Below are 26135 nucleotides of genomic sequence, written 5' to 3' on the forward strand. Positions count from 1 at the left end.
CTCTCTTACAATTTTGACGGTGAGGCTACGCAGCGGCCACGTCGTTCTGCCATCTTGATTTGCGCCCGTTCGGTTTCATCGAAAAAGGCCAGGGCAATCTGTATCAATTCCTCGCTGAGGGCGTAATTCCCATTGAAGCGCTGCTCAACCATGCCCTCTTCCACTAAAAATGGCAGAGTACGACTGATATTGGCGGGTGAGTCATTGATAAGCTCCGCCAGGGCTTTATTGGACAGGCCGTCACGGTAATGCCCCTTCATGGCTTTTAAAATACGCAGCGCCCGTCGTGTGCGTGAAGAAGGGTGCAGTAATAAGGTGTTTTTCATCGGATGCCTCTTTTTCATTAATGGAAATTGTGATACCGTCAGTGAAACAGGCGAATGTTATGTTTTATGGCGTTTTTTACTGTGTGGCATCGGTGAACCGACTATCTGTTCAATGGCGCGTTTTGCTTTACGGGCTTTTCCGCGTGAACCTTGGCAAGCACCATTCAGTAACACATAGATGTCATGAGGCTTAAAGCCAGATTCCTGTGCCCACTTAGCGACTGAAGGATATTGCTGATAGACATGCTCGTAAAAATTGCGCTTAAAATCGGCGGGATGTTGCAGTGACATGGTGTTATCTCCGTCATAAAAAGTTAAAAATAAATATATATTGGTATACAAAATATTGTAAAGTCTTTTTTGTTTATTTTTGTATATTTCTTATTACCGTAAAAAAACACTGGCTGTTATCGGCCTAAAGGAGACCTGTATGGCAAAGAAAAAAGCGGCAACCAGCCTGTCTGTAACTACCGCGGACAATATCACGATTGCGGGGGGGGGGGGGGCAATTGCATACCCTGAAAAAAATGCAGCAAACAGTGCCCAGCAGGAGGTGATGGCACGTTTTGGCGATGGGCTGCCCTATGAACGAGAGAGGATTGTGCATGAAGCGCGCTTCTATATGGCACAAAGTGCCGAAGCCATGCTGGAGGCGGGAAAGCGGTTGATTATTCTGAAAGAGAATGAGCCGCATGGAGAGTTTGTAAATATCGTAACAAGCCAGTTAGGGCTAGCTGAAAGAACCGCTCAAATTATGATGAAGGCATCGCTAAAATATTTATCACCTCAATTAGGTGGAAAAGCGCAGACGTTTGCGGCTCTCGGCAAGGCAAAACTCTATGAGCTGATGTTGGAAGACGATGAAGACCTCGCTGAACTCGCCGAAGGCGGCACTATCGCAGGTCTGACCCTCGACGAAGTTGACCGGATGTCGGTACGGGAATTACGGGCAACATTACGTAAAGATGAAGCGGCGCTTAAACGCAGCCAGCAACTGGTGGCCGAAAAAGAGAAGCAACTACAACAGTTAAGCCAACAACTGGCGGGCAAAACCTCGTCGGTTGCTGCGAGCGATGAACAAATACCCGTTGATGCCCAGCAGTGGGTCACGCTGACACTCGAAGGCGTGGGAGATCGCCTCAAATCCGAGCGCCTGCGGTTGGGGCTTAGCCAGGAGATCTTCGCCGAACGCTGTGGGGTTAAAAAGCTCACTCAGTATAATTATGAAAAAAGTGAGCGACATCCGGATGCGGGCTACTTAATCGCGGCAAAAGCGTTAGGAGTCGATCTTCTTTATGTGATGACCGGTGAGCGCAGCGATGAAGCCAGTGCGCTCGATGTGGTGAGGGATGAGGAGGAAGCCACTTTATTGACGACGTTCCGACACATCCCTGGTGAAACACGCGAGGTGGCACAACGTACCCTGGCTGCAATGGCAGAGAAAAAATCCACTCGTCACCGCGCTTAAGTCTTCCCTGCATTCGTGGCCGCAAAAGGGATTATTTGACGGTAATAATCAGCTCACGCCGTTGGGTGGGCTGATTGCTATTGAGACTATACCGAATCGGTACGCTCTCCATCTCGAACCCCTGAAACACTGCCCGCATTTCAGGAATATCATTGACCGAAATAATCATCATCCCCGCCAGGTCTCGTCCCATCCCCGCCAGTTTTTCGTATTGTTCCAGACCAAAATCGACGCCATAGCCTTCCGTTCCCCAATACGGCGGGTCGCAGTAAAACAGCGTGTGCGGACGGTCATAACGGGCAATACAGCTGGCCCAATCCAGGTGTTCAATGGTGGTGCGTGATAATCGCAGATGAGCGAGCGATAACTCTTCTTCCATGCGCAACAGGTTCAAGCGTGGCGCAGTGGTGGTGGTCACACCAAAGGTGTGATCCGCCACCTTGCCGCCGAACGCCTGTTTTTGCAGGTAATAGAAACGGGCTGCCCGCTGGATATCGGTTAAGGTCTCGGTCGGCGTGATGTTTAGCCATTGATACATCGCTCGGCTGACCAGCGCCCATTTAAACTGGCGCATAAACTCTTCCAGATGGTGTTTCAGCACCCGATAGAGATTGACCAGCTCGCCGTTGATATCGTTAATCACTTCCGCTTTGCTCGGTGACTTCATAAAGAAGAGCGCCGCTGCGCCACAAAACGGCTCCACGTAGCAGGTATGCGCAGGGAAGCGCGGTAAAATCTGTTTTGCCAGCCGCCGTTTACCGCCTATCCAGGGCAGTATCGGTAAAAAATGTTGCTGCATTGTCTGTAAGCCTTTTTCACTAATGGAAATTCGTGTAGACTCTTTCCTGTCCTCGAGGACGGAAAGCGCCACGGTTGACTCACAGGTTCGGTCTGTGTGTTGACGGCCTGTCCGGTGTGACTGCACTGGGTGGGTCGCGCTTTTTCCCTTGCCCCGTTAGGGGCTAATGACTGCGCCTAACCTAACCGTTCACCCATCCTCCCACTAGTAAACCGCTTTAAAAGCGTTTAGCGACCTGCCTTGTCACACTGTCTGCCTGATTCTCAGGGAGATGGTGATGAAAACACGAAAAAAATTAATCTTACCGCCCTTAACCACCCCGCGATTAAGCGGTTGGTTGCTCACCGCTGCCGGTTTGTTGCTGGTGATTGGCCTGGTCTCGCCACAGCAATTACCGGTGGTGCTCTACAAGCTGGCTTTGATTACCCTGGCGGCGGTGGTCGGTTACTGGCTTGACCGCTCGCTGTTCCCCAAGGCCCGCCCCGGTCAATACCTGCACCATGACCATCCCGAGGTGGCGCAGGGCCGTCATCCGGTGCGCGGCGGCTGCCATCAGGTGTTTGCTGCTGCACAACTGCGCCGGGCGCTGATTGTTGCAGCCGTTTGCCTGGCTGTGGCTACGGGGCTTTAACGATGACTCTCTATATGTACGGGCCTCAGGTTGTCTGGGCTGTGCTGGTACTGCTGAAACTGGGCATCGAGTTAGCCCTCCACGGGCAGGCCCGTACGAGTAAGCACAGTTTCTGGGGGCAGCTCTTTCGTTCGGCCACGGTAGCCTGGCTGCTCTGGTGCGGTGGTTTCTTCAGCCAGGCCAGAGCGGCACAGCCACCGCAGACGTCCCTGCAGTACCGTGCTGATGTGATCCGCAATGCGCGCCTCGAATGGGGAATGTCTGCGCCAGTGGCAGACTTTGCCGCGCAGCTGCATCAGGAGGGCGGATGGCGAGCAAATGCAGTTTCACCGCTTGGCGCTCAGGGGATGGCACAGTTTATGCCTGCCACCGCCGACTGGATTAGTCAACGGGTACCTGGGCTGAACAGCCGGGAGCCGTTTAATCCGGCATGGGCTATCCGGGCGCTGGTCAGCTACGACCGCTGGCTGTGGCAGCGTGTCAGTGCTGTTGATGACTGTGAGCGCATGGCGATGACCCTGTCGGCCTACAACGGTGGCCTGGGCTGGGTACAGCGTGACCGCCGTCTGGCGGAAAGTCAGGGGTACGATAGCCGCCGCTGGTTTGACAGCATTGAGCGAGTCAATGCCGGACGTCGCGTGAATGCCTGGCGTGAGAATCGTCATTATCCACGCCGCATTTTAAAAAGCCTGGCCCCCCTTTACCTGAGTTGGGGAGGGGCAAGCTGTGTTTAGTTCAGTCAGCCTAAAAAGCCTCGGCGGGGTGCTGGTGATGGCTCTGCTATCGGGCATCTGGTGGCACGGCTACACGCAAGGCAGCCATCGGGCAACGCAGAGGAGCGAGGCAACCCTCCATCAGCTGCGTGAAACATTTGCAATGCAGGAAAAGCAACGCGCCGAGCAGGCCGCGCAAGCCCTGCGAGTCCTGCAGCAACGTTTTGCCCATCAGGTGCGGGTCGCCCATCAGGCCGAACAGGACTACCTGACGCGTATTGAGCAGCTTCGCACTCAAACCCAACAATTAACCCGGCGGATAGATGATGTTACCCAACGTTGGCAGGATGAAAAAGGCCAGCCGCATGCTGTGTCCTGCGTATTTACTCGTGGCTTCGTGCAGCACTACAACGCCGCCCTCGGTGTGTCCGACGCCAATGATTCAGGCGCTGCCGCCGCTCCCGGCGGCGCTGGCAACACGCCCCAGCCCACTGCGCCCGCTGGTGAGCCGCTCAGACCCAGCCCGGTCACCCAGCGCGATATCCTCGCCAATATCACCGACAACGGGCAGCAATGTCAGGTCTGGCGGGCACAGGTAAACGGGCTACTGGATTATATTGAAGGATTAACACCATGACATTACAGGTCGATTTTTGGGTACTGGTGAGCTATCTGTTCGGACTGGCAGGCTTTTTGGGTGGGCTGGCCCGCTGGTTTATCCGGGAGACGGAAAAGCGCCAGGCCGAGCGGTTTGCGTCACTGGAGCGGTTAATGCGCGAGGCATCCGATAAAGGGTCGCGCCTTGAGCGTGAAGTCCTGGAGTTCAAAGTGGAAGTGCCGGCGCGTTATGTCCGGCGCGACGAATTTATTCATTATCAGCAGGTGGTGGAGTCACGGCTTGACGCGATTTACCAGAAGCTGGAAACGATACAACTGCGTCAAGTGACGGGAGGATAAGGATGATAGAGACCGAACAGGTGCGCCGCGAAGGGTTGCGCTGGGTGTTACTGCAGGTGGTCAACAAGGCACGGCCCTATCCGGCCAATGACCGGCTGCTATGGGATGTGGGCCATTCGCTCTACCCGGACATGACCATGCTGGAGCTGCAAAAAGAGTTACTGTTCCTTGAGGGCTTAAGTCTGGTTCGCCTGACCCGACCGCCAGCACGTGCCTGGACTGCCACGCTAACGCCGGAAGGGGTGAATCTGGTGGAATACGTCACCGACGATATCCCCGGGATTGCCCGCCCGGCCAAATACTGGAGGGAGTGACGATGGCACCGCGCAGTCATATCGAGGTATTGCCCCCATCGGTACGTGAATGGCTCGACCGGGCGCTGACCGAGCGCAATTTCAGTGGCTACCGGGAGCTGGAGACGTTGCTGCGTGATAAAGGGTATAGCATCGGTCGGGCGCAGATTTCCCGTTACGGTCAAAAGGTGCAGCGCCGCTTTGCCGCCATTCGTGAAGCCACCGAAATGGCACGCGTCATTACCGAAGGGGCGGAAGACGACCAGGACAAACGCTCGGAGGCGATTATCGCCACCATTCAGGCCGATATCCTGACCGCGCTGATTGACGTACGAGAAGCCAGTGATGACGAGATGGAGCCCGCCGAGCGCGCATCCCTGTTAGCCAAAGTGGGTAAAAGCATTGCCACCCTGACCCGCTCGTCAGTCAGCCTCAAACGCTATCAGGCAGAGGTGCGCGAGAAAATCGCCGCCCGTCTCGATGAGCTGGAGCAGGAAGCGGCGCAGCAAGGTAAAGCACATGTCAGTCTGGATACGCTGAAGCGGGTGCGTGAAGAAATTTACGGGATTATCGCATGAGCAAAAATGTTGAACTCTACCCTTACCAGCAGCGCTGGCTGCTTGACCGGTCGCGCTTTAAAATCGGCCAGTTTGCCCGCCAGACCGGCAAAACCTTTACCACCACGCTGGAGCTGGTTGACGACTGCTTTGAGACCGAGGCCCGTGGCGGTCGTACCCGCTGGGTCATTCTTTCGCGCGGTGAACGACAGGCCAAAGAGGCGATGGAAGAAGGCGTCAGAAAGCATTGCCAGGCTTATAGTCTGGTGGCGCGTGAGTTTGAAGGTTACCTGATGGGCAGTGGAGGTGAGCGTTATACGATGCTAGAGGCGGTGCTGCCCGGCGGCTCGCGTATTACCGCACTCCCGGCCAACCCGGATACGGCGCGCGGCTTTGCCGCCAATGTGTTTCTCGATGAGTTCGCCTTTCATGCCGACAGCCGCAAAATCTGGACGGCGCTATTTCCGGTGATATCGAACGGCTACAAGCTGCGCGTCACCTCCACCCCTAACGGCAAAGGCAACAAATTCTATGAACTGATGACCGATGCGTCATTAGATACCGTCTGGTCACGCCATGTGGTGGATATCTATCAGGCGGTGCGTGAAGGGCTGCCGCGCGATATTGCCGACATGCGTGCTGCCTTGAACGACGAGGATGCGTGGGCGCAGGAGTTTGAACTCAAATGGCTCGATGAAGCATCAAGCTGGCTCTCCTATGAACTGATTGACGGCGTAGAGCATGACCTGGCGGGCATTCCTGAGCACTATGCCGATGGCCCCTGTTTTGTCGGCGTTGATATCGCCACCCGTCATGACCTGTTTGTGATTTGGGTGATTGAGCAGGTGGGGGATGTGTACTGGACGCGCGACATCATTACCCGCAAACGGGCCACCTTTGCCGAGCAGGACGCGCTGCTCGATGATGTCTTTTTTCGCTACCGGGTACTGCGTTGCTGCATTGACCAGACCGGCATGGGCGAAAAGCCGGTGGAAGATGCCAAACGCCGTCATGGTACCCATCGCGTCGAGGGGGTGCTGTTTACCGCCGGTAATAAACTCACGCTGGCCACGCGCGGCAAAGAAATCTTTGAAGACCGCCGGTTGCGTATTCCGCAAGGTGACAAGGATTTACGGGCTGACCTGCACAAGTTAACGCGCGTGACCGGCCCGACCGGTGCCCCGCGCTTTGTGGCCGATAGCGATGCCAGTGGCCATGCTGACCGCACTTGGGCCTGTTTTCTGGCGCTCAATGCCGCCGACAGCCCGACCGGGCCGGGACGTGTTTACTCCCGCCGCCCCCGGCAGGCTAACCGATTACTGGAGGGTTATTAATGGCACAAGGACTCTATGTGACACCGACCGAATTTGTCGCCTTCGCTGACCCGCGTCGGCCACTGATGCGCACGATTGCCTCGCGCGAGCGCAGCCCGGCAGGCATTCTGGGGTTTACCCAGTGGCTGCCTAACCCGGACGTTATTCTTAAATCCCTGGGGCGCGACATCAGCGTCTACCGTGAACTGCGCGCTGAGCCGCTGGTCGGCAGCAGCATTCGCCGCCGTAAATCAGCGGTCAAGGCGCTGGAGCGGGGACTGACGCCCCGCAATGCCGATCCGGCGGTGGTGGATTTTCTGCGTGAGGTGATGGAAGGCTGGGATATCGACCGTATCATTGGCGAGCTGCTGGATGCGGCCTTCTTTGGCTACCAGCCCGCTGAACTGACCTGGGTCAAACGTCACGACCGCCTGCAGGTCAGTGATATTGTCGGTAAACCGCCGGAGTGGTTTAGCTTTGATGACGGCAACCAGCTGCGCTTTCGTGCCAGACAGGCCGGGCTGGCCGGTGAATTATTGCCGCCGCGCAAGTTTGTGGTGGCAACACAAGATGCCACCTTTGATAACCCCTACGGCTTTCCTGACCTGTCGATGTGCTTCTGGCCGGTGGCGTTTAAAAAAGGCGGCTGGCGTTTCTGGATGCGCTTTACCGAGAAGTACGGCAGTCCCTGGCTGGTTGGCAAACACCCACGCGGCACCGCCGATGCGGAAATTGACCTGCTGCTCGATTCGCTCGACAAGATGGTGGAAGACGCGGTGGCGGTTATTCCCAATGATTCCACGGTGGAAATCATTGAATCGGCGGGCAAGGGTGCCTCCAGCGACATCTATCGCCATCTGATTGAACTGGCGCGCTCTGAAATCGTCATTGCCCTGCTGGGACAAAACCAGACCACCGAAGCAGAGACCACGCACGCCTCGGCGCAGGCCGGACTGGAAGTCGCCGCCGATATCCGCGATGGCGATGCGTCCATGGTGATGAGTGCCATCAATCAGGTACTGCGGTTTATGGTGGAGCTTAACTTCGGTGAGGTGCCGATGCCTTCATGGGAGCTGTGGGCGCAAGAGACCATTGACGAGACCCAGGCCAAACGCGATTTGAGCCTGTCTCAGGCCGCGACGCTGTTTACCCCGCAATACTTTATGCGTGAGTACAACCTGCAGCCGGGCGACCTGCGCGAGTCTGCGGTCATGACGCCCCTGACGAACGCGGCCTTTGCCGAGACGCAGTCCGACGCCGCCGGGCTGGCAGAGGATGAACTGGAGCACGCGCTGGAGAGTCTGATAACCAGCGGGCAACGGGATAAGGCCATGCAGCCGATACTGGCTCCGCTGTTTGCCGCCGTCGAGCAGGGCCAGTCTCCCCAGGCATTAATGGGCATGCTGGCAGAAATGTATCCGCGTATGGCGGCTGACCGTCTGCAAGCGCACCTGGCGCGGATTTTATTTGTGGCGAACATCGCCGGGAGGCTCAGTGCTCAACAGTAACGACATTGCCGTCTGTTTTGGCCTGCCGCCTGCACGCGCCATTGCCTACCTCAGAGCCAAGGGCTACCGCATCACCTGGGACTGGGAGGAGATGTGGCAGGAAGCGCATGCACAAGCCTTTACCGTGGCGAAAGTGATGCGCCTCGATATTCTGGAGGATATCCGCCAGGCACTGGAAAAAGCCCTGGCGGAAGGCAAGACACTGCAGTGGTTTAAAAAGGAACTGACATCGGTGCTACAGGCTAAGGGATGGTGGGGAAAAACCGATACCACCGACCCCGTCACGGGCGAGCCGGTCACCGTCCAGCAGGGCAGTGCATGGCGGCTGGAGACGATTTACCGCACCAATCTCTCTATGCTCTACAGCGCCGGACGTTGGGCCGAGCAGCAGGCCAATATCGATGATCGGCCTTACTGGATGTACGTGGCCATCCGCGATAACCGTACGCGCAAAAGTCATCTGGCACTGCACGGATTGGTTTTCCCGGCGGATGATCCGTTCTGGCAGACTTTCTATCCCCCTAACGGCTGGCGCTGTCGCTGCAGCGTGATTGCGCTCTCCGCCGACGACGTTCGTCAGCGCGGGCTGGCGGTGGGGACGGCAGCCGGTCGACTGGAGACGGCGCTCAGACTGGTCTCTGAAAAAACCGGGGAAATGAAGCCGGTGACCACGTTTCATTTACCGTCCGGTAAAACCTTCAGTCCGGACGTCGGCTTTTCCTATACACCCGGTCGTGCTTACGAGCCTGACCTCGCGCGCTACGGCGGCCCGCTGGCTGTACTGGCGCGTCAACAGTTACGAGGGCTATCATGAAAGACCTGATGCACATTCAGATTGATGCCCGCGAACTGGCAAAGGCGCTACGCGACCTGAGCCTCGCCGGGCAGGACATGACGCCGCTGATGCGCGCACTGGCAGAAACCCTCAAGACCGAAACCGACCTGAACTTCGAGGATGAGGGGCACCCGGCCTGGCAGCCTTCCGTGGCCGCCTTGGCGCGCAAGGGGATGACCTTGTCGGCCAGTGGCCAGCTACGCGGCAGTGTCACCACCGATTACAGTAGCCATCATGCGGCGCTTGGCAGCAACCTCGATTATGCGCGTATTCATCAACTGGGCGGCAAGGCCGGACGCCAACGCCGCGTCACCCTGCCTGCGCGACCGTATCTGCCTGTGGATGAGCAGGGTGCGCTTCAGCCCGGTACCGAACAAAAACTGCTGGCGTCGGTGCTGCGCTATCTGGAACGGGCCACCCGCCGCTAACGCCCGTGGCGCGTTTTACGGCGTTCAGGCGGGTCAGTTTACCCCTGAACGCCCTGACGGCCTTTATAAACCTTTATAAAGGCTTTCCTGTATAAAGGCTTTCCTGCGCCATTTTTATCACCTGCGTTGACGGTCGTCGCCTTTTAACGGCATGATGTGGGTGACCCGCCGTTATCCGTACATTCTTAAACCCCTTTAAAAGCCTGCCCCGTTTTCACACGCCACACTGTCCCCCTGTCTATTGACCGGAGGGGACATGAGCACACTCCATATTTTCAAAACCGGTACGCATACCGATATGCACGGCAACCGGATCCAGTTTAGCGAAGCGGCGGTCGCGGCGATGGTGCAGGCTTACGATCCGGCGCTGTACGATGCGCCTATCGTGGTCGGGCATCCTGCGCTCGACTCCCCTGCCTACGGCTGGGTAAAAAGCCTGGTGGCACAGGGTACTGATGTGCTGGCTGAACCCCAGGACGTCGACCCGGCCTTTGCCGAACTGGTGGCGCAAAAACGCTACAAGAACATTTCTGCCTGTTTCTACTCCCCCGATGCGCCCGGCAACCCGAAGCCCGGTAACTGGTATTTGCGCCATATAGGTTTTCTCGGCGCACAGCCGCCCGCGATTAAGGGCCTCAAGCCTGCCGCGTTCAGTGAAGCGGAAGAAGGCGTGGTCGAGTTTGCCGACTGGAGCAGTACAACCAGTGCGTCACTGTTCGCCCGGCTGCGTGACTTTTTGATTGAGAAATTTGGCCGTGAAGCGACCGAGGCGGCGCTCCCTGCGTGGCAAATCGACGCGCTGCGCGACGCAGGCCAGGAAAGCGACAGCGTGCGTCCGGCTTTCACTGAAAGCACACCTGCCGCCCCAGCATCCCCTACACCATCAATTCCCCCCACCACTGAGGACAACACTGTGGATGAGAAAGAAACGCTGCGCCTGGCGCAGGAGAACGCTGACCTGAAGCGTCAGCTTGAGGCGCGTCGTCAGGCCGACAGTCAGGCCGAACAACGTCAGCGCCATGAAATGAATGCCGCCTTTGCCGACGGTCTAGTCAGCGAAGGGCGTCTTGCCCCTGCCGCCAAAAACGTGGTGGCGGCGCTGCTGGATGCGGTTGAACGCGGCGACTCGCCGGTGGCCTTCAGCGAGGGCAGTCTTACCCAGCCGCTGGGCGAGGCGTTTCGCGCCGTGCTGAAAACCGCCCCGCCGCTGGTCAGTTTCAGCGAGGTGGCGACCAAGGCACGCGGCAACCCGTTGGGGCAGTCGTTGGAGTTTGCCGATGCTGACCCGGTCGCGCTGGCCCTGCACCAGAAAGCGCAGGCCCTGGCGACGTCTGAAAACATCAGCTATGAAGCGGCGGTCAAGCGCTGCCTGTAAGGAGAGAGTATGTCTGATTATCTCAAGGGGAAGCGCATCGCTGACCCGGTACTGACCACCGTCGCCCGTGGCTATAAAAATGCCGCGTTTATCGGTGAGCAGCTGTTCCCGATGGTGATGATGGAAAAGGAAGGGGCGAAAGTGCCCACCTTCGGCAAGGGGCTGTTTGCGGTGTATGAGACGCAACGCGCCGTCGGTGCCGACAGCAATATCATGATCCGCGAAAAGCAGGACGCGATGGATATCGTGCTGGATGAACATGATTTGGCCGCGCCGGTGGATTACCGGGAACAGGCAGAGTCGATGTTCAACGAGGAAGCCAAGGCCGCACGCCGCGCCACCAATGGCATTGAGCTGCGCCGCGAAGTGTATGTGGCCGAGCTGGCACAGAACACCAAGATCTACCCGGCCGATGCCGTCAAAAAACTCACCGCCGCCACCGGCTGGGGAGCCAAGGACAGCAACCCCCTCAAGGATATTGAAGCCGGCATGGAAATTGTTCGCCAGAACATTGGTCTGCGACCGAATGTGATCACGCTCGGTGCATCCGTGATGGCCCTGCTGCGTTTTCATCCCGCTCTGCAGGCTGCCATCGGTGCCAATGAGCGCAAGCGCATCACCGAGGAGATCCTCAAGGACCTGTTCCAGGTGGACAAGGTGCTGGTCGGCGCGCCACGGGCGATCGCCGAGGACGGCAAAAAGGTCTCCGACCTGTGGAAGGACAACGTGATGCTGCATTACGTGTCCGGGCCACAGGCCAGCGGCGACAGCGCCGATGAACACGAGCCGTCATTTGGTTACACCTTCCGCCGTCAGGGTATGCCGAGGGTCGATAAGTTTGACAGTGCCGGGGGCAAGGTGGTGAACGTGCGTTACACCGATATCTACAAGGTGGCGGTGGTGGGCAGTGATGCCGGTTATCTTATCACCAACGTAAAAGGAGCCTGAGTCATGGTGACCCAACAGGTGGTGCTGACCACCACAATGATTGCCGCCGAGGCGTTAATCCAGCACCGACTGGTCGGTATCTCCGGCAAGGTGTTTAAAGGCAGCGGCGCAGAGCTGGGCGTGGCGGCGGTAGACGGTAAAACCGGCGATGCCGTCCCGGTTAACGTGATAGGCATTATGGCGGTGGAAGCCGGGGGCGCAGTCAGTGCCGGTGAATATGTGAAAGCCGATACCGAGGGGCGTGTTATCCCTGAAAGTCCACTGGATAAGGGGGCGTTGCCCGTTTCTACGGTGGGGGTCGCGCTCGATAGCGTCACTGCCGAAGGCCAGCTTATCCGCATGGTGCGAGGTATCTGATGGATTACTGCACACCCGATGATGTGGCGGCGGTGATTCCCCGCCAGACGCTGATTGAGCTGACGCAGGATGGGGTGAGCATGGCGATTTGCCAGGCGCTACCGGAAGTGGTTAATGAGGCCGTGGTCAGTGAGGCTATCCGGTATGCGGTCGAGCTGATTGATGCGCATCTGCGCGGGCGCTATACCCTGCCGCTGACGCAGGTACCCACTGTCCTTAAGGATTTGGCGCTGAATCTGGTGTGCCATGCCCTCTATCGCCGCCGCCCTGAAGGTGACCTGCCGGACGCGGTGAAGGAAAGCTACCGCGCCACCGAGAAAACCCTGGTGGCATTGCGCGACGGCAAGCTGACGCTGGGCATTCAGGCGACACAGAAGGATATGCCCGAGCCGGGGGAATACCGTGTCCGCAGCCGGGAACGGCAGTTCGGTGGCCGTGATGGCCTGTTGGAGCGCTACTGATGGATACCCTTACCCTACTGAGTGCGGTGGTTGAACGCTTGCGCCTTCAGCTGCCAGGGCTGCATGTGGATTTTTTCCCCGAACGGCCTGAGCAGTTTCGCCTGAACCATCCGCACGGGGCGGTGCTGGTCAGCTACGGCAAATCCCGCTTTGGCCAGACGCAGGATATCGGGGTAGTTATTCAGCCGCAGACCGTCAGACTGACCGCCACGGTGGTAGTGAGACAGCTTAACGGCAAAGACGGCGCGGTGGCGGTACTTGACCAGGTGCGCCAGTGTCTGGGCGGCTGGCGTCCACCCGACTGCCAGCGTGATATCTGGCTGGTCGAGGAGGTCTTTTTGGGGCAGACCGAGGGGCTGTGGCAGTACGCGCTCACTGTTGAGACCGTGACGGTCTTTATCCAGAACGACAGCCCCGAAGACAATCCCCCATTAACCCATATAACCCGTGAGGAGCAATAAAGATGGCCCTGTTTCGTTATGACGGCCCACCCAGTGGCGTCACCCTGCGTACCGGCGAGGTGCTGCAGGAAGTCCTGCTCTGGCCAGGGCGGGAAGTGAAAATGCCGGAAGATCATGAGTACACCCAGACACTGGTGTGTCTCGGCTATCTGACGCGCCTGGATGCGCAACCAGTCTACATTGAACCGGCGGCGCGTCCGGTGACATCCCGGCCTGCCGCCACCCCCTCGCCGACAGCGAAGGCGGGAGAGCGTAAAACAGACAACCCGCGCACGGAAGGAGAAAAAGCATGAGCGATCCCTATGTACACGGCCCGGAGACCATTGAGGTCGAGCGCGGCCCCCGTCCGGTACGAGGCTCTAAATCATCGGTGATAGGACTGATAGGCACCGCCCCGACCGGCCCGGTGAATAAACCGATACAATGCCTGTCAGAAAAGGACGCGGCCCAGTTTGGCCCGGAAATCGACGGTTTTACCATACCGCAGGCGCTGCGGGCGATTTACGATCATGGAGCCGGTACGGTGGTGGTTATCAACGTACTGGATCCAACACGGCACACCCAGCACGTGGATGAAAATGACCTGAAATTTGATGTACAGCATCAACGTGCCGGACTGCGCTATGGCTATGTCAGCCATCTGGTATTGAAAAGCGCCGACAGCAAAACCACGTATCGGCGAGAGACGGATTATCAGCTTGAGCCGATAAGCGGGACGCTAACGCGGCAAGCCAAAGGCGCTATCCCGGCAGGCGAAGCCTGTATCGCCAGCTACGATCATCTGGATACCGGTCAGGTCACGCCGGCAGATATTCTGGGCAGTATCGATACCGCCGGACGACGGAGCGGCATCAAGGTGCTCGACGATGTTTATAATCTGCTGGGCTATGACGCCAAAATTTTGATTGCACCGGTCTATTGTACCCAGACCTCGGTCACGGCGGAGCTGGCGGCCTATGCCGACAAGCTCAAGGCTATCGCCTATGTGGATGCGCCGATTGGCACCACCTTTGCGCAGGCTATCGCCGGTCGCGGGTCGGCGGGTACCATCAACTTCAACACCGCCTCCGAGCGGGTGCGCCTGTGCTATCCGCATGCCCTGGTCTATGACAAGGCCAGCAACAAAAATCGCCTGGAGCCGCTCTCGCAACGCGCGGCGGGATTGCGGGCGAAAGTCGACCTGGAAAAAGGGTTCTGGTGGTCGTCCTCCAATCAGGAGATTGCCGGGATTGTGGGTATGGAGCGGGCGCTGTCGGCGAAACTTGGTGATGCCCAAAGTGAAGTTAACCAGCTTAATGAAAACGGCATCACCACGGTATTTAACGGTTTTGGTACCGGTCTGCGCCTATGGGGCAACCGTACGGCTGCGTTTCCGACCGTCACCCATATGAAGAACTTTGAAAACGTGCGGCGCACCGGCGATATGCTCGACGAGGCGCTGCGCTTTTTCAGTCTGCAGTATATGGACAGGCCCATCGATCAGGCATTGATTGATGCCCTGTGCGAGTCGGTCAATGCCTACGGGCGCAAGCTGATAGGCGATGGGGCATTGCTTGGCTTTCGCTGTTGGTATGACAAGGCACGTAACACGCAAGAAGCGCTGTCTGCCGGGCATCTGCTGCTGAATTACGCCTATACCCCGCCCCCTCCGATGGAGCGGCTGACCTATGAAACCGAGATCACCGCCGAGTTTCTGGCTAACCTGAAAGGAAGCGCGTCATGATAAGGAGAGGTGGACGCCCGGTATTACGTCAGCGCCACTGTGTGGCGGTGATAAGCGGGCGTCTAATAAAAGAAAACAGCGGCGATGCGCGGCCCTGTGCTGTCAGCGGCATTAATGTTATCGAGGAGAATGCGTATGACCGGTAAAATTCAGCTTAACGCCATTAGCAATGCCAATATTTACGTTAATGGCAATAATCTGCTGGGCAGGGCCGAAGAGGTGAAGTGCCCGGAGATACAGGCCATTATGCAGGAGCGCAAGGCGCTCGGTCTGGTGGGCAAGATAGAGTTGCCCTACGGTTTTGACAAACTGGAGGGGGAAATCAAGTGGAACAGTTTCTACGCCGATGTCGCCCGGCTGGTCGCCAACCCGTTTAGCACCTACCAGCTGCAGTGCCGTTGCAGTGTTCAGCAGTTTGCCAGCCAGGGTCGGTTCAATGAAGTGCCGATGGTGACCTATATGACGGTGATGTTCAAAAAGAACCCGCTGGGCACCTTCAAGCAGCATGAGGATCCGGATTTAAGCAGCGCCTTTACCTGCACCTATATCAAGCAGGTGCTGGATGGCGAAGAATTACTGGAGCTGGACTACATGGCGAATATTTTTCGCGTCGGCGGGGTGGATATGCTGGCAGACTACCGGGCCAATATTGGTGGTTAGCGGGTGATCCCTTTTCAGCGGTGTTATCACGCCGCTATTGTCAACGACGGTCGAAAAGTGATCCACTTTTAGCACGTACCAACGGTTGAATAGTGATCCACACTTTTTAATGGTGTTTAAAAGACCCTGACCGCACCAAAAGACAGACTGTCAGGGTCAAGATCATCCTCTCAATCCAGGAGCTTATTATGCACGACACTTACCCCCTGCGTTTTCCCTATCAGCTCGCCAACGGCGAGACGCTGACCCAGGTCACCGTGCGGCGTTTGACCGTGCGCGACATGAAACAGGTACGCAAGCAAAGTCAGGATCCGTCTGATTTGGATGAATTGCTGGTTGCCAGCATGACCGGGTTGTTGCCGGAAGATTTGGACAAAATGGATCTGGCGGATTACCAGGCATTGCATGGCCGATTTCGCGACTTTGCGGGGCTGGATACAGTATCCGGGACAACTGCGTAAGGCGGAGGCGTTACTGGCAAGGTGGTTTCGCTGGCAGCCCAGTGAAATTGAGCGGCTAGCGGTAGAAGAATTTGAGGGCTACCTTAAGGAAGCGGGCGAACAGATAAAGCGCGAATACGGCGAATAGTCCAAAAAAGAAAGCGAAAAAAACCTTCAGTGGCGAAAAAAGCCAGTGCGATAAAGGGACCAAAACAGAACGCAAGAAGGGCTAAAGCCAGGCTAATTACGGCTGTAGCAATGCCGGACATCATAAAAATGGTTATCCAGGATTCGCTTTTGGCCACCATAGGTTCTATTACCCAGTACAGGCCATAGCAATAACATACAGTGACCACCATACCGATCAGCACGTTAAAGATATTAAGACGTGTTTCCATGGTTGCTCTCCTCATTGATTATTAGTGAGTTTACCATTATGGCAAGTAGTTTTTCAATTGGCATTGTCGTTTCCGCTGCCTTGCACGGCACGTTTCGGGCTGTCATGGGAAATTCGCAGCGCGCGCTGGAACGGCTCAGTTCAGCGACCAGTCAACTCCAGCAGCGTCAGGCATCGTTGACACGCGCGGTAAGTCGATATGGCGACATTGGCGGCGATGCTGCCCGTCGCCTGAACGGTGAACTGATCCGGGTTGGCCATACCCTGTCCCGGCTGGAAAGGCAGCAGGCTCGCCTGACGCGTGTTACTGCCACTTCGACTGCCTTACGTGATAATCGCCTGAAAATTTACGGTCAGGGACTGGAAACTTATGGCATGGCGCGCGCTGCCTATGGTGCCGTTCAACCGTCAGTAAAACAGTTCATGACTTTCCAGGACAACATGATCGACATGGCGATCACGGCGGGCTTTAACACGAAAACCCGTGACGCGCTGGGAAAAGATATTCGCGTCTGGAGCCTGAAGTACAACCAGACTCAGGACGATTTACAGGCGGCAAGCAGTTCACTGATTGGCAATAATATTGATGATTTGGATGATCTGCGCGCCTACCTGCCAAGTATTGCCCGCGCGGCGACGGCCACAAAAACCCCAGCAGAACTGTGGGCGCAAGCCGCTTTTACCACCAAACAATCATTAGGCATCGCAGCCAAAGATTTTGCTGCCGTACAGAACATCATGACCTATGGGGGTAAAGCAGGATCGTTTGAAATTGCTGATCAGGTGAAGTGGTTACCCGAGCTAGCCCCACAAATGGCGAGTGTAGCGCAGGGTAAGGAGGCCGTTGCGGAGATGGTGGCCGCCTTACAGGTGGCAAAAATTGGGGCGGGCAGTTCAGATAAAGCAGCGAACAATTTTAATAATTTTCTCGAAAAACTGTATGCCCCAGAAACAAGAAAACGCTTTGCCGATGTGCATATCGATATTGAAAAGTCGTTAATGCAGCAAAAAGCGTATGGCATTTCACCGATTGAAGGGATGATGAATACCCTGCAAACCTATCTGGCGCGAAAAAGTCCGCAAGCCCTGGCACAATTTAAATCGGCGATGGCACTGCAAGACGATAAGGCTCGCGATAAGGCGTTATTGGCACTTCAGCAAAATTTTGGGCTGGGTGAGCTGTTCGCCGATATGCAGGTGATGGCTTTTGTCCGTCCGATGCTGGCCAATATGGAGAAGTACCGCACTATCCGTGCTGAATCCTTGAGCACCGCCAACACCGACGTGCAGGCGGAGGACTATTCCAAGCGACTGGCATCGCCGATTGAGAAAATGAAGCAATTGATGATCGCCAGCAGTGATCTGGGGATCAGTATCGGGGAGCAGCTCACACCGCAAGTCGTCGGATTTGTCGATACGGTTGTGCCCTTGATAACGCAGATCAACAGCTGGGTTCAGGCTAACCCTCAACTTGTGCAAAGCATTGCCGGTGTGGTTGGGGGATTGCTGGCCTTTAAAATCGGACTATTTGGTGTGCGAATGGTGTTAAACTTGGTCGCTACCCCATTTGTCTCGCTTTTGAAGGGCTTTCAGACAGTTCGCAGCGGCTGGTTACTGATGTCTGCCGCCTTTAGCCAGGGCGGTAGCCTTCGCCGCCTGACCGGCTTTATGGGCCGACTCTCACGTGGCGCGTTGCGTCTGGGCAAGGTGCTTGGCGGTGGACTGGTGCGTGGTCTGATGATAGCGGGACGTGCCGTGCTGTTTATCGGTCGGGCACTGATGCTGACCCCCATTGGGCTGCTGATTACTGGCATTGCTGTGGGGGCTTTCCTGATTTACCGCTACTGGGGGCCTATCAGCGCCTGGTTCAAAGCCCGCTGGGCGGATATTAAACAGGCGTTTTCCGGCGGTATCGGGGGTGTCGCGGCGCTGATTATCAACTGGTCGCCGGTGGGGCTGTTCTATAAGGCGTTCGCGGGCGTCATGCGCTATTTCAATATTGAGTTACCTGCCAATTTTACCGATTTCGGTCGCAACCTGATTGAGGGGCTGGTCAGTGGTATTCGCAGCAAGCTGACGGCGGCGAGAGAGAGTATCACCGAGTTTGGTGGCAGTATCAAAAGCTGGTTTAGCGAGACGCTGGGCATTAATAGCCCTTCGCGGGTCTTTATGGGTTTTGGGGACAATATCGTTGAAGGTGCCGCTATCGGTATCCGACGCACCACCCCGAAAACCCGCAGTGCCACTACCGACTGGCTGGCGGCGTTGTTGCAGGCTGGTGCAGGACTGGCATTGCCGGGTCTGCCTGGCTGGCGACCCGCACCCATCCCCTCGGTGCCGAACGGGGCGGGTCATGGCATGGCAGGCCAGGGGGGTATCGTGGTGCATTTTAGTCCCAACATCGCGCTTGATGGCCGGTCGCAAACCCCTGGTTCGGCGGTACAGCAGGCGTTGAGTCTGGGTGCGCGCGAACTGGAGCAGATGCTGGCGCGCGTACTGCAACAACAGCAGCGCAGGAGGCTGGAATAATGTTTGCCGTATTGGGGGATATCCCTTTTCAGCTGGGTACCAGCTTTGATGCTTTGGACGGCACCTTTGGCAATGACTTTGCCGAGCAGGCACGCATTGGCCACAAGCCGGGCTTACAGTTTACCGGGGCAAAACTGGATGAATACCATCTGACCCTGGTGCTTCATCAGCGTTATTGTGACCCGGCGCGTGAGTGGCAACGGCTGCAGGCGGCGAGCCGTGCCCATCAGGCGCTGGCCTTTGTGCTGGGTAACGGCGATTACAAGGGCTGGTTTGTGATCACCGACCTGTCGCTCAGTACCCAGCTTTGCAGCGCGCAGGGCAGTGCCCAGGCGCTGTCGGTTGAGGTGACGCTGCGCGAATATACCGGCGACCCGCAAAAGCCGCTCAGACCCCCTGCCGTCAAAGGTGGGTTGCCAAACCTGAATCAGACCCGGCAGGCGGCCTTGCCCGCGGCGCTACAGACCGCCTCCAGTGTCATCCGGGTCGCACGACAGATGAAAAGTAATCCGGTGGCGGCGCTGACCCGCGTACCCGGCGTATTAACCAGCCTGGGCGATGTGGCCGCGCCGCTGGCACAATCGCACCCCTGGCTACGCCAGTTAACCGGCACCTTACCCGACGCCATCCCGCTCCTGCGGGCGAGCGGTGAGGCGGCCACGATGATAGACCATGCCCAGGCTACCCTGCGCGGCCTTGCGCCGGGCGAGAGTCAACAGCTGCCCGGTGCGCTCGATACCGTCGCCGGTCTGGTTGGTAATGCCGTGACGGTGTACCAGCATCAGTCCGCACCGCTCAGTCGCCTGGCCAGCCGTATTATTAGCAGGAGGGGATAATGATGGCTACCGAAACCCCTGACGTCATTATCCATACCACCCGCCAAGGCGAACGCTGGGACACCCTGGCGCATCACTATTATGGCGATCCGTTCGGCTATGGGCGCATCATTATGGCTAACCCGCAGGTAGCCATTACTGCGTCGCTCCCGGCAGGCGTACAGCTGCTTATCCCTATCATCGCGGCAGATGACACCGAGGAGAACATACCACCGTGGCTGCGCTAACTCCCCTGTCCGACACGATAACCCCGGTAGATACGCCTACCTTTACCCTGCATTACGACCAGAAAGATATCTCGCGGGAAGTGACGCCTTATGTGTTGTCGGTGAGCTTTACCGACCGGCTGGCCGGGGAAGCCGATGAAATTGACGTTGAGCTGGAAGACAGTGACGGTCGCTGGCGTGAGGCTTGGTATCCAGGTAAAGGCGATAGCCTGACGCTGGCGATAGGTCTGGCCGGTCAACCGCTGCTGGCGTGCGGGACGTTCTCGCTGGATGAGCTGGAATTTTCCAGCCCGCCGGACAGCGTACGGTTACGGGGGCTATCGGCTCCGGTGACCCGCGCGTTGCGTACCCGCAGTAACCGGGCTTTTGAAGCCACCACGCTGCGGGCAATCGCCAGCCGGATAGCCAAAAAACATCATCTGCGGCTGGAAGGGTCCCTTGCGCCTTTGACGCTCGACCGGGTGACGCAGTATAACGAAACCGATCTGGCGTTTATCACCCGACTGGGGCGTGAGTATGGCTATATTGTCAAGGTGACCGATAAGGCGCTGGTGTTTTCCCATCGCGCGACATTGCGCGAAGCCACGCCGCTGTTGACGCTGACGCCATCAGCGGTGAGTCGCTTTACCCTGCGCGATACACTGAATCGCATTTATCAGCAAGGCAAGGTTAAATATCAGGACACCCGCACCAAAAAACTGGTCACCGTCGGGGTGCTGGCCGATGGCAGCATCGGCACGGTGGCAGAGGAAACCGTCCCTGCCAAGGGAAGCCGAACCACCAGTGCCGATACGCTGCACATGCAAAACCGGGCACGCACCCGCGATGAAGCGGTCAGTAAACTGTGCGCCGGACTTAACCGCCACAATGAATACCAGCGCACAGCAAATCTCAGCCTGCCGGGTCAGACCCGGCTAAAAGCCGGTATCACGGTGCAACTGGCGGACTTCGGTCGCTTGTCCGGAGTCTGGCTCGTCACCTCGGTGCGGCATGACCTTAACCGGCAAAGCGGCTATACCTGCGAACTGGAGTTAGGTCAGGGGCCGATTGCCAATGCGCATAAAAAAGGCAAGGCCAGCAATCCACAGACGCTGATGGTCATCGGCAAAAAAGCCGACGGCAGTATTGGCGTGGTGACAACAGAAACCCCCGTTGCACAGGAGAAAACCCGATGAGCGGTATCAAATTTACCACGGGCACGGTGAGTGCGGTGGATGAGAAAACAGTGCGGGTACGCGTTCGCCTGCCGGAGCTGGATAATCTGCGTACCGCCTGGCTTGAGGTGTTGCAGCGTAACACGCAGAACAACAAGGATTACTGGCTGCCGGATATTGGCGAGCAGGTCAAACTGTTACTTGACCCCTATGGCGATGATGGTGTGGTGCTCGGCGCGGTCTATTCACAGGTCGACCGACCGGCGATTGCGTCACGCGACAAACGCCGGGTCGATTTTGCCGATGGCACCTTTGTCGAGTATGACCGCAAAACCCATACGATGGCCGTCGGCGGCACCCTCCAGACCCTAACGTTGATCACTCAGGCTAATGTGCTTATTCAGACGCAAAATGCGACGGTGAAAGCGAGTCAACAGCTCATACTCGATGCACCTGATACCCTTACGACCGGTAACCTGACGGTGCAGAAGCAACTCACTTACCTGGGCGGTATGAGCGGCTCGGGTGGCAAGGGTGTGGCAGCCACCATTAACGGCGATATCAAGGCCAGCGGTGATATCCGGGCCGGGAACGTGTCGCTGGAGAACCATCAGCACAGTAACGGTCATGAGGGCAGGCCAACCGGCAAGCCGATATAAGCGCTTGCAGGCTTTAATGCGCTTTAATACCCTCTGTTGCCCGCCTGTGTCATGCTGCCGGTATGAAAAATGATTATGCAACGTCCGTTTACTGGCAGCCCGCGCTGAACCGTCCCGGCGAACGCGTTTCCGGGTTGGCCGATATTGAGCAGTCCATGCGTATTATTCTGGGTACGCCTTGTGGCGCAGACCTGCATCGACCCGATTTTGGCAGCAACCTGTACCGCTATCTGGATATGCCTACCGAGCAAGCTATCCCCCATGTCGTCAGAGAGACGGTCGATGCGCTGCGGCGCTGGGAGCCACGAATACAACTCCTTGAGGTGAAACCGCGGGTCGACGCCGAACATCTATGGTTGCGGGTACGCTGGCAGCCGATAACTGACGGCACGCCACAGATGACGGAGGTCGCATGGCGTTAACGGACAAGAAACCGGTATTTGTCAACACCGATGCGGTGGCGCTGACCGCTGAAATGATAGCCTGGTATGAAAAAGTCAGCGGCAAGACGCTCTATCCGGCGCAGGATGAACGGCTGCTGATTAACCTGATGGCTTACCGTGAGGCACTGGTACGCATGGCGATCCAGGATACCGCCGAGCAGAATCTGGTGGCCTTTGCCCGCGCCCCGATGCTGGACTACCTGGGTGAACTGGTCGGTGTATACCGCTTGTCGGCTGCGGCAGCGCGTACCCGACTGCGTTTTCAGCTCGAAGAATCCCCCGACACGCCGCTGGTCATTCCGGCGGGCACGCGCGTCAGCGCCCGCGACAGTATTGTTTTTGCCACCGATGAGGCGGCCACCCTGAGCGACACTACCGTCAGCGTGACGGCCACCTGTACCGAGCGCGGCACACTTGGCAACGGCTGGCAACCGGCGCAAATCAGTACCTTGCTTGACGGCATCAACGATGCAGACCTGAGCGTGACCAATACCGAACCCAGTACCGGTGGCGCTGATCCGGAAGAGGATGCGCATCTGCGTGAGCGTATCCGGCTGGCCCCCGCGTCATTTAGTAACGCCGGTTCGCGCGAGGCGTACCGCTTTCATGCCATGAGCGCCCATCAGGATATCCGCGATGTGGCGGTGATGCGCCCGGTACCGGGTACGGTAGCGCTTTATCCACTGGTCAAAAGCGGCCTACCATCCGACACCTTGCTGGCGCTGGTTAATGGAGCCTGTTCTGACGACAAGGTGCGCCCGCTGACCGATACCGTCAAGGTGGCTTCGCCGGTTAAGGTGACTTACCGGATTGAAGCGGCTATCCGCGTTTATGCTGGCTACGATAGCGCCGAGGTCATGGCCGCCGTGAAGCAGGCCGCCCAGCGTTATGTTGACAAGCAGGCCGCACAACTGGGATGTGATATCGTGCCCAGCCAGATACAGGCCACCCTCTCGGCCAACGGGGTTTACAGCGTCGAGCTAAAACAACCGGCTCTGCAGGTGGTGAAAGAAAACGAATGGCCCTGGTGTGAAAACATCGACCTAACGTTAGCCGGGGTGGTCAATGACTGATATCACATCCGATACCCCCACCCGCGAGAGCTTGCTGCCCCCGCCATTAGCCGACGATAGCCGCTTTCAGTGGCTGGCGATATTGGCGGGCCGATTGCAGCAACTCGACCTGACGCCCCTGCTGGTTTACCTGATGGATATGACCGAAACCAGCGCCTTGCCCTGGCTGGCTGAGCAACTGTCGCTGACCGGCGATAATGGCTGGCATCTGGCGGAGTCCGATGATGCCCGCCGGGCGATGCTGAAAAACGCCATTGAACTGCATCGCTATAAAGGCACCCCCTGGGCGGTACGTGAAGTCATTCGCCGCCTGGGCTTTGGGGAGGTCGAACTGAGCGAAGGGGAAGCGGCATTGGGGGAAACTCTGACCCGTGCCTGGCCCGCGGAATGCCGCTGGGCGCTTTACCGGGTGGTATTGGAACAGATTATTACCAATGACCAGGCGGCGCTGTTACGCCAGACGCTGGCGGCGTTTGCCCCGGCACGTTGTGAACTGGCGGCGCTTGATTACACCGCCGTCCCGTTACGCTATAACCACACCGCCCAGTATGACGGAGTTTATAATCATGGGAGCAGCTAAAATGAGTTACTTAAAAGAATCCCCGACATGGGAAGACGGCATTTACCAGATAGAGACCTCAGACCCGGTATTGGGTGGCCCGGAAGGCATCACCAACCGACCACCCAGGGAATTGGCCAATCGCACCGCCTGGCTAAAGCAGCAGCTGGAAGGCACACAGGCGGCCCTGGAGGCCCATGCCAATTCGCGCAACCATCCAGACGCCACATTGGCAGCGAAAGGGTTTGTGCAGCTGAGTAATGCCACCTACAGTCAGGATGAGACTACCGCCGCGACGCCTAAACTGGTCAATGCTCGGGTCAATGCCATTGTTGACAATGCGCCATCCGATTTAGATACGCTCAACAAGCTGGCGCAGGCCATCAGCAATAACCCGAAATTTGCCGAAAGCGTGACGCAACTGTTGAGCCAGAAACTGGCAAAAAATGAAAATGGCGCTGACATCCCGGACAAAAATCAATTTATTAAAAACCTTGGTTTAACAGAAACAGTAGATTGTGCAAAAAATGCACTGAATAAACGGACTGGTGGTAGCGTCAATGGCAATCTGCATGTGACACAATCCGTGCATATCGGCGATAACGATTCAGGATTACGGGCTAATGGCGATGGCAACGTGGCTTTTTATGCTAATAATGCGAAAGTTGGAGACTGGAGTAATACCAGCCTCCATTGGTTAAGGAATGCTGAAGTTGATGGCACTATCAATACCCATAGCAATTTAGTTGTCTCATGGGGCGGCAGAACCGCGGTTTATCAAGAAAATGGTGATATAACTGGCCCTATTTGGGGCGGTGCGTTAAGTAGCTGGCTTAATATGCAGATTAACAATCGAGGAGCAAAAAATACAGCTCACCTCGCTACGAATGGATGGTGGAAATGTGGTGACACCGGCCTTATCAAACAATGGGGTATCACACCGCCACTCAATGCAGGACAAATTTATACCGTGTCGTTATCTTGTCCGGTTCCTCATGCTATTTTATCCGCAGTAGCGACGGTGAAATACAAAGGCATTGCTTCCGAGGGCAATCTAGGCACCTATGTCGAAATAGTCGGAAAATCGTTAATTATCAGTGCTGATTATACAAGAACAGGGATTAAAGCGCCCAGAACCTGGGAGTTGGTTTGTTACTAACCCCAGATTATCACACTACTTTTTTGGTACTTCAGGCCACATGTCAACGATCACCGAAAACTGATCCAGAGTTTTGCTGATATCGACACGGTTTAGCAGCACGCGGTATTTTTTCATTACCACTCAATCGTTAACCAACCATTGGCACCATCGCCACCGTTACCGCCAGCCGTGCCAGAGATGCGTGTTCCACCGCCACCACCCCCTCCAGCACCATAGCCGTAAGCTGGTCGGGCATGGTGCGCTCCTTGTGACCCGACATGGCCACCTGGGCCACCCCCACCAAAAGCGCAGGATGCGCCGCTAGCCGCTACCATATAAAAAGTGCTCATGCCATTCAGGTTGCCGCCAATAGCCGTCTCGCCATAGGGATAACCGGCACCACCGTAGCCATTTGTTCCTCCTATACCAGGTGGCCCGCCATCACCTCCGGGTAACATGAGTAAATCGCCTAGCGCCGTCAGGCCACCGTTTTCGCCTTTTATTCCTGAATTATTCGACGCTCCTCCTGCACCGCCTTTGCCACCACGACCTATCGTAATGGTTATCTGTTCACCTGGTGTTACTTTCACAGCTTCACGTATAACAGCTTTTCCCGCACCACCGCCGCCTCCGCCAGAGGTATAACCATTCAGATAGCCAAGTCCACCGCCACCACCGCCCCCTGCTCCACAGCCTGAAACATAAACGGTCGTAATGCCTTCTGGAACGGCAAACACACCACCGTTAAAAAAGGTAGAAAAGCGAGGTTCTAACAAACCAAGGTTTTATAACATCGAGAGTTTAGCTAAAATTTTGACCTAAACCAGCGATTACAAGGCTTACCGAGGTCGAGAAAAGGTTAAA

36 protein-coding genes are annotated in these 26135 nt (G+C 56.8%); 30 read left to right on the plus strand and 6 right to left on the minus strand.

Annotation, left to right across the window (positions count from 1 at the left end):
• Positions 1-5: 5 nt before the first annotated feature.
• Both AACL31_RS05980 and AACL31_RS05985 read right to left on the minus strand, forming a co-directional pair.
• Positions 6-326, minus strand: a complete 321-nt coding sequence (locus tag AACL31_RS05980; protein ID WP_310512892.1) for a helix-turn-helix domain-containing protein — start codon at positions 324-326, stop codon at positions 6-8.
• Positions 327-383: 57 nt separating this feature from the next.
• Positions 384-617: a hypothetical protein gene (locus AACL31_RS05985; RefSeq protein WP_310512893.1), complete on the minus strand. Its 234-nt coding sequence runs from the start codon at positions 615-617 to the stop codon at positions 384-386.
• Between the two features lie 139 nt (positions 618-756).
• Between AACL31_RS05985 and AACL31_RS05990 the strand changes: the two genes are divergently transcribed.
• Positions 757-1794 (plus strand): helix-turn-helix transcriptional regulator, encoded by a 1038-nt coding sequence (locus tag AACL31_RS05990; protein WP_339053837.1) that lies wholly within the window; start codon positions 757-759, stop codon positions 1792-1794.
• Positions 1795-1825: 31 nt separating this feature from the next.
• Here AACL31_RS05990 and AACL31_RS05995 read toward each other — a convergent pair whose 3' ends face one another.
• Positions 1826-2593: a DNA adenine methylase gene (locus AACL31_RS05995; protein ID WP_310512930.1), complete on the minus strand. Its 768-nt coding sequence runs from the start codon at positions 2591-2593 to the stop codon at positions 1826-1828.
• A 277-nt stretch (positions 2594-2870) separates the two neighbouring features.
• Between AACL31_RS05995 and AACL31_RS06000 the strand changes: the two genes are divergently transcribed.
• The 20 genes from AACL31_RS06000 to AACL31_RS06095 all read left to right on the plus strand — a co-directional run bounded on the left by AACL31_RS06000 (position 2871) and on the right by AACL31_RS06095 (position 16274).
• Positions 2871-3224 carry a putative holin gene (locus AACL31_RS06000; protein ID WP_310512923.1) on the plus strand — a complete coding sequence of 118 codons (354 nt, stop codon included), beginning with the start codon at positions 2871-2873 and terminating at the stop codon, positions 3222-3224.
• Positions 3225-3238: 14 nt separating this feature from the next.
• Positions 3239-3958, plus strand: coding sequence for a transglycosylase SLT domain-containing protein (locus tag AACL31_RS06005; protein ID WP_310512931.1), 720 nt, complete (start codon positions 3239-3241; stop codon positions 3956-3958).
• Positions 3951-4574, plus strand: coding sequence for a hypothetical protein (locus tag AACL31_RS06010; RefSeq protein WP_310512924.1), 624 nt, complete (start codon positions 3951-3953; stop codon positions 4572-4574). The genes AACL31_RS06005 and AACL31_RS06010 overlap by 8 nt, the downstream gene beginning before the upstream one ends.
• Positions 4571-4894, plus strand: coding sequence for a hypothetical protein (locus tag AACL31_RS06015; protein WP_310512925.1), 324 nt, complete (start codon positions 4571-4573; stop codon positions 4892-4894). The genes AACL31_RS06010 and AACL31_RS06015 overlap by 4 nt, the downstream gene beginning before the upstream one ends.
• 2 nt (positions 4895-4896) lie before the next feature.
• Complete coding sequence (locus AACL31_RS06020) at positions 4897-5208, plus strand: hypothetical protein (protein WP_310512926.1); 312 nt, start codon at positions 4897-4899, stop codon at positions 5206-5208.
• A 2-nt stretch (positions 5209-5210) separates the two neighbouring features.
• A complete protein-coding gene (locus tag AACL31_RS06025; RefSeq protein WP_310512927.1) occupies positions 5211-5765 on the plus strand; it encodes a DUF3486 family protein in 555 nt (184 codons plus the stop codon).
• The gene (locus AACL31_RS06030; RefSeq protein WP_310512928.1) at positions 5762-7078 is read left to right on the plus strand and encodes a terminase large subunit domain-containing protein; all 1317 of its coding nucleotides are present in this window, start codon (positions 5762-5764) and stop codon (positions 7076-7078) included. The genes AACL31_RS06025 and AACL31_RS06030 overlap by 4 nt, the downstream gene beginning before the upstream one ends.
• A complete protein-coding gene (locus AACL31_RS06035) occupies positions 7078-8565 on the plus strand; it encodes a DUF935 domain-containing protein (RefSeq protein WP_310512929.1) in 1488 nt (495 codons plus the stop codon). The genes AACL31_RS06030 and AACL31_RS06035 overlap by 1 nt, the downstream gene beginning before the upstream one ends.
• Entirely contained in the window at positions 8552-9379 is an 828-nt protein-coding gene (locus AACL31_RS06040) for a phage minor head protein (RefSeq protein ID WP_339053838.1), read from the plus strand. The genes AACL31_RS06035 and AACL31_RS06040 overlap by 14 nt, the downstream gene beginning before the upstream one ends.
• Positions 9376-9828 carry a phage virion morphogenesis protein gene (locus AACL31_RS06045; protein ID WP_310513442.1) on the plus strand — a complete coding sequence of 151 codons (453 nt, stop codon included), beginning with the start codon at positions 9376-9378 and terminating at the stop codon, positions 9826-9828. Before AACL31_RS06040 ends, AACL31_RS06045 begins: the two co-directional genes overlap by 4 nt.
• 256 nt (positions 9829-10084) lie before the next feature.
• Positions 10085-11203 carry a peptidase gene (locus tag AACL31_RS06050; RefSeq protein WP_310513443.1) on the plus strand — a complete coding sequence of 373 codons (1119 nt, stop codon included), beginning with the start codon at positions 10085-10087 and terminating at the stop codon, positions 11201-11203.
• 9 nt (positions 11204-11212) lie between these two features.
• Complete coding sequence (locus AACL31_RS06055; protein WP_310513444.1) at positions 11213-12151, plus strand: hypothetical protein; 939 nt, start codon at positions 11213-11215, stop codon at positions 12149-12151.
• Positions 12152-12154: 3 nt separating this feature from the next.
• On the plus strand, positions 12155-12508 hold the full coding sequence (locus tag AACL31_RS06060; protein WP_339053839.1) for a capsid cement protein: 354 nt from the start codon (positions 12155-12157) through the stop codon (positions 12506-12508).
• Positions 12508-12969 carry a DUF1320 domain-containing protein gene (locus tag AACL31_RS06065; protein ID WP_310513446.1) on the plus strand — a complete coding sequence of 154 codons (462 nt, stop codon included), beginning with the start codon at positions 12508-12510 and terminating at the stop codon, positions 12967-12969. Before AACL31_RS06060 ends, AACL31_RS06065 begins: the two co-directional genes overlap by 1 nt.
• Positions 12969-13430 (plus strand): Gp37 family protein, encoded by a 462-nt coding sequence (locus tag AACL31_RS06070; RefSeq protein WP_310513447.1) that lies wholly within the window; start codon positions 12969-12971, stop codon positions 13428-13430. The genes AACL31_RS06065 and AACL31_RS06070 overlap by 1 nt, the downstream gene beginning before the upstream one ends.
• Before the next feature lie 2 nt (positions 13431-13432).
• Entirely contained in the window at positions 13433-13723 is a 291-nt protein-coding gene (locus AACL31_RS06075; RefSeq protein ID WP_310513448.1) for a hypothetical protein, read from the plus strand.
• Positions 13720-15153, plus strand: a complete 1434-nt coding sequence (locus AACL31_RS06080; protein ID WP_310513449.1) for a phage tail sheath subtilisin-like domain-containing protein — start codon at positions 13720-13722, stop codon at positions 15151-15153. Before AACL31_RS06075 ends, AACL31_RS06080 begins: the two co-directional genes overlap by 4 nt.
• Entirely contained in the window at positions 15150-15299 is a 150-nt protein-coding gene (locus AACL31_RS06085) for a hypothetical protein (protein ID WP_339053495.1), read from the plus strand. The genes AACL31_RS06080 and AACL31_RS06085 overlap by 4 nt, the downstream gene beginning before the upstream one ends.
• Positions 15289-15813 carry a phage major tail tube protein gene (locus AACL31_RS06090; protein ID WP_310513450.1) on the plus strand — a complete coding sequence of 175 codons (525 nt, stop codon included), beginning with the start codon at positions 15289-15291 and terminating at the stop codon, positions 15811-15813. The genes AACL31_RS06085 and AACL31_RS06090 overlap by 11 nt, the downstream gene beginning before the upstream one ends.
• A gap of 188 nt (positions 15814-16001) precedes the next feature.
• On the plus strand, positions 16002-16274 hold the full coding sequence (locus AACL31_RS06095; protein WP_339053840.1) for a phage tail assembly protein: 273 nt from the start codon (positions 16002-16004) through the stop codon (positions 16272-16274).
• 83 nt (positions 16275-16357) lie between these two features.
• Here the strand turns inward: AACL31_RS06095 and AACL31_RS06105 are convergent, their stop codons facing one another.
• On the minus strand, positions 16358-16651 hold the full coding sequence (locus tag AACL31_RS06105) for a hypothetical protein (RefSeq protein WP_310513134.1): 294 nt from the start codon (positions 16649-16651) through the stop codon (positions 16358-16360).
• A gap of 38 nt (positions 16652-16689) precedes the next feature.
• Here AACL31_RS06105 and AACL31_RS06110 point away from each other — a divergent pair, with 38 nt between their 5' ends.
• From AACL31_RS06110 to AACL31_RS06150, 9 genes are all read left to right on the plus strand, one after another.
• Positions 16690-19179 (plus strand): phage tail tape measure protein, encoded by a 2490-nt coding sequence (locus tag AACL31_RS06110; protein ID WP_339053841.1) that lies wholly within the window; start codon positions 16690-16692, stop codon positions 19177-19179.
• The gene (locus AACL31_RS06115) at positions 19179-20015 is read left to right on the plus strand and encodes a phage tail protein (protein WP_339053842.1); all 837 of its coding nucleotides are present in this window, start codon (positions 19179-19181) and stop codon (positions 20013-20015) included. Before AACL31_RS06110 ends, AACL31_RS06115 begins: the two co-directional genes overlap by 1 nt.
• On the plus strand, positions 20015-20242 hold the full coding sequence (locus AACL31_RS06120) for a tail protein X (protein ID WP_310513007.1): 228 nt from the start codon (positions 20015-20017) through the stop codon (positions 20240-20242). Before AACL31_RS06115 ends, AACL31_RS06120 begins: the two co-directional genes overlap by 1 nt.
• On the plus strand, positions 20230-21417 hold the full coding sequence (locus AACL31_RS06125) for a phage late control D family protein (protein WP_310513008.1): 1188 nt from the start codon (positions 20230-20232) through the stop codon (positions 21415-21417). The genes AACL31_RS06120 and AACL31_RS06125 overlap by 13 nt, the downstream gene beginning before the upstream one ends.
• Positions 21414-22055 (plus strand): phage baseplate assembly protein V, encoded by a 642-nt coding sequence (locus AACL31_RS06130; protein WP_310513009.1) that lies wholly within the window; start codon positions 21414-21416, stop codon positions 22053-22055. Before AACL31_RS06125 ends, AACL31_RS06130 begins: the two co-directional genes overlap by 4 nt.
• 62 nt (positions 22056-22117) lie before the next feature.
• Positions 22118-22477, plus strand: coding sequence for a GPW/gp25 family protein (locus tag AACL31_RS06135; RefSeq protein ID WP_310513010.1), 360 nt, complete (start codon positions 22118-22120; stop codon positions 22475-22477).
• Complete coding sequence (locus AACL31_RS06140) at positions 22468-23571, plus strand: baseplate assembly protein (RefSeq protein ID WP_310513011.1); 1104 nt, start codon at positions 22468-22470, stop codon at positions 23569-23571. Before AACL31_RS06135 ends, AACL31_RS06140 begins: the two co-directional genes overlap by 10 nt.
• The gene (locus tag AACL31_RS06145; RefSeq protein ID WP_310513012.1) at positions 23564-24151 is read left to right on the plus strand and encodes a phage tail protein I; all 588 of its coding nucleotides are present in this window, start codon (positions 23564-23566) and stop codon (positions 24149-24151) included. Before AACL31_RS06140 ends, AACL31_RS06145 begins: the two co-directional genes overlap by 8 nt.
• Position 24152: 1 nt before the next feature.
• Entirely contained in the window at positions 24153-25289 is a 1137-nt protein-coding gene (locus AACL31_RS06150) for a phage tail protein (RefSeq protein WP_339053843.1), read from the plus strand.
• 15 nt (positions 25290-25304) lie between these two features.
• On the opposite strand, the gene AACL31_RS20950 is transcribed toward AACL31_RS06150, so the two are convergent.
• Positions 25305-25406 (minus strand): tail fiber assembly protein, encoded by a 102-nt coding sequence (locus tag AACL31_RS20950; RefSeq protein ID WP_422389265.1) that lies wholly within the window; start codon positions 25404-25406, stop codon positions 25305-25307.
• A complete protein-coding gene (locus AACL31_RS06155) occupies positions 25406-26047 on the minus strand; it encodes a hypothetical protein (protein ID WP_339053501.1) in 642 nt (213 codons plus the stop codon). The genes AACL31_RS20950 and AACL31_RS06155 overlap by 1 nt, the downstream gene beginning before the upstream one ends.
• Between the last annotated feature and the right edge of the window lie 88 nt (positions 26048-26135).

Origin of the sequence: Arsenophonus endosymbiont of Crataerina pallida, from assembly GCF_964020125.1 — a bacterium.
GTDB lineage: Bacteria > Pseudomonadota > Gammaproteobacteria > Enterobacterales > Enterobacteriaceae > Arsenophonus > Arsenophonus nilaparvatae.

Excerpts from the sequence above, each read along its gene's own strand:
- AACL31_RS05980 (WP_310512892.1), bottom strand. The coding sequence starts at position 326 with ATGAAAAACACCTTATTACTGCACCCTTCTTCACGCACACGACGGGCG.
- AACL31_RS05985 (WP_310512893.1), bottom strand. The coding sequence starts at position 617 with ATGTCACTGCAACATCCCGCCGATTTTAAGCGCAATTTTTACGAGCAT.
- AACL31_RS05990 (WP_339053837.1), top strand. The coding sequence starts at position 757 with ATGGCAAAGAAAAAAGCGGCAACCAGCCTGTCTGTAACTACCGCGGAC.
- AACL31_RS05995 (WP_310512930.1), bottom strand. The coding sequence starts at position 2,593 with ATGCAGCAACATTTTTTACCGATACTGCCCTGGATAGGCGGTAAACGG.
- AACL31_RS06000 (WP_310512923.1), top strand. The coding sequence starts at position 2,871 with ATGAAAACACGAAAAAAATTAATCTTACCGCCCTTAACCACCCCGCGA.
- AACL31_RS06005 (WP_310512931.1), top strand. The coding sequence starts at position 3,239 with ATGTACGGGCCTCAGGTTGTCTGGGCTGTGCTGGTACTGCTGAAACTG.
- AACL31_RS06015 (WP_310512925.1), top strand. The coding sequence starts at position 4,571 with ATGACATTACAGGTCGATTTTTGGGTACTGGTGAGCTATCTGTTCGGA.
- AACL31_RS06020 (WP_310512926.1), top strand. The coding sequence starts at position 4,897 with ATGATAGAGACCGAACAGGTGCGCCGCGAAGGGTTGCGCTGGGTGTTA.
- AACL31_RS06025 (WP_310512927.1), top strand. The coding sequence starts at position 5,211 with ATGGCACCGCGCAGTCATATCGAGGTATTGCCCCCATCGGTACGTGAA.
- AACL31_RS06030 (WP_310512928.1), top strand. The coding sequence starts at position 5,762 with ATGAGCAAAAATGTTGAACTCTACCCTTACCAGCAGCGCTGGCTGCTT.
- AACL31_RS06035 (WP_310512929.1), top strand. The coding sequence starts at position 7,078 with ATGGCACAAGGACTCTATGTGACACCGACCGAATTTGTCGCCTTCGCT.
- AACL31_RS06045 (WP_310513442.1), top strand. The coding sequence starts at position 9,376 with ATGAAAGACCTGATGCACATTCAGATTGATGCCCGCGAACTGGCAAAG.
- AACL31_RS06050 (WP_310513443.1), top strand. The coding sequence starts at position 10,085 with ATGAGCACACTCCATATTTTCAAAACCGGTACGCATACCGATATGCAC.
- AACL31_RS06055 (WP_310513444.1), top strand. The coding sequence starts at position 11,213 with ATGTCTGATTATCTCAAGGGGAAGCGCATCGCTGACCCGGTACTGACC.
- AACL31_RS06060 (WP_339053839.1), top strand. The coding sequence starts at position 12,155 with ATGGTGACCCAACAGGTGGTGCTGACCACCACAATGATTGCCGCCGAG.
- AACL31_RS06065 (WP_310513446.1), top strand. The coding sequence starts at position 12,508 with ATGGATTACTGCACACCCGATGATGTGGCGGCGGTGATTCCCCGCCAG.
- AACL31_RS06070 (WP_310513447.1), top strand. The coding sequence starts at position 12,969 with ATGGATACCCTTACCCTACTGAGTGCGGTGGTTGAACGCTTGCGCCTT.
- AACL31_RS06075 (WP_310513448.1), top strand. The coding sequence starts at position 13,433 with ATGGCCCTGTTTCGTTATGACGGCCCACCCAGTGGCGTCACCCTGCGT.
- AACL31_RS06080 (WP_310513449.1), top strand. The coding sequence starts at position 13,720 with ATGAGCGATCCCTATGTACACGGCCCGGAGACCATTGAGGTCGAGCGC.
- AACL31_RS06085 (WP_339053495.1), top strand. The coding sequence starts at position 15,150 with ATGATAAGGAGAGGTGGACGCCCGGTATTACGTCAGCGCCACTGTGTG.
- AACL31_RS06090 (WP_310513450.1), top strand. The coding sequence starts at position 15,289 with ATGACCGGTAAAATTCAGCTTAACGCCATTAGCAATGCCAATATTTAC.
- AACL31_RS06095 (WP_339053840.1), top strand. The coding sequence starts at position 16,002 with ATGCACGACACTTACCCCCTGCGTTTTCCCTATCAGCTCGCCAACGGC.
- AACL31_RS06105 (WP_310513134.1), bottom strand. The coding sequence starts at position 16,651 with ATGGAAACACGTCTTAATATCTTTAACGTGCTGATCGGTATGGTGGTC.
- AACL31_RS06110 (WP_339053841.1), top strand. The coding sequence starts at position 16,690 with ATGGCAAGTAGTTTTTCAATTGGCATTGTCGTTTCCGCTGCCTTGCAC.
- AACL31_RS06115 (WP_339053842.1), top strand. The coding sequence starts at position 19,179 with ATGTTTGCCGTATTGGGGGATATCCCTTTTCAGCTGGGTACCAGCTTT.
- AACL31_RS06120 (WP_310513007.1), top strand. The coding sequence starts at position 20,015 with ATGATGGCTACCGAAACCCCTGACGTCATTATCCATACCACCCGCCAA.
- AACL31_RS06130 (WP_310513009.1), top strand. The coding sequence starts at position 21,414 with ATGAGCGGTATCAAATTTACCACGGGCACGGTGAGTGCGGTGGATGAG.
- AACL31_RS06135 (WP_310513010.1), top strand. The coding sequence starts at position 22,118 with ATGAAAAATGATTATGCAACGTCCGTTTACTGGCAGCCCGCGCTGAAC.
- AACL31_RS06140 (WP_310513011.1), top strand. The coding sequence starts at position 22,468 with ATGGCGTTAACGGACAAGAAACCGGTATTTGTCAACACCGATGCGGTG.
- AACL31_RS06145 (WP_310513012.1), top strand. The coding sequence starts at position 23,564 with ATGACTGATATCACATCCGATACCCCCACCCGCGAGAGCTTGCTGCCC.
- AACL31_RS06150 (WP_339053843.1), top strand. The coding sequence starts at position 24,153 with ATGAGTTACTTAAAAGAATCCCCGACATGGGAAGACGGCATTTACCAG.
- AACL31_RS20950 (WP_422389265.1), bottom strand. The coding sequence starts at position 25,406 with ATGAAAAAATACCGCGTGCTGCTAAACCGTGTCGATATCAGCAAAACT.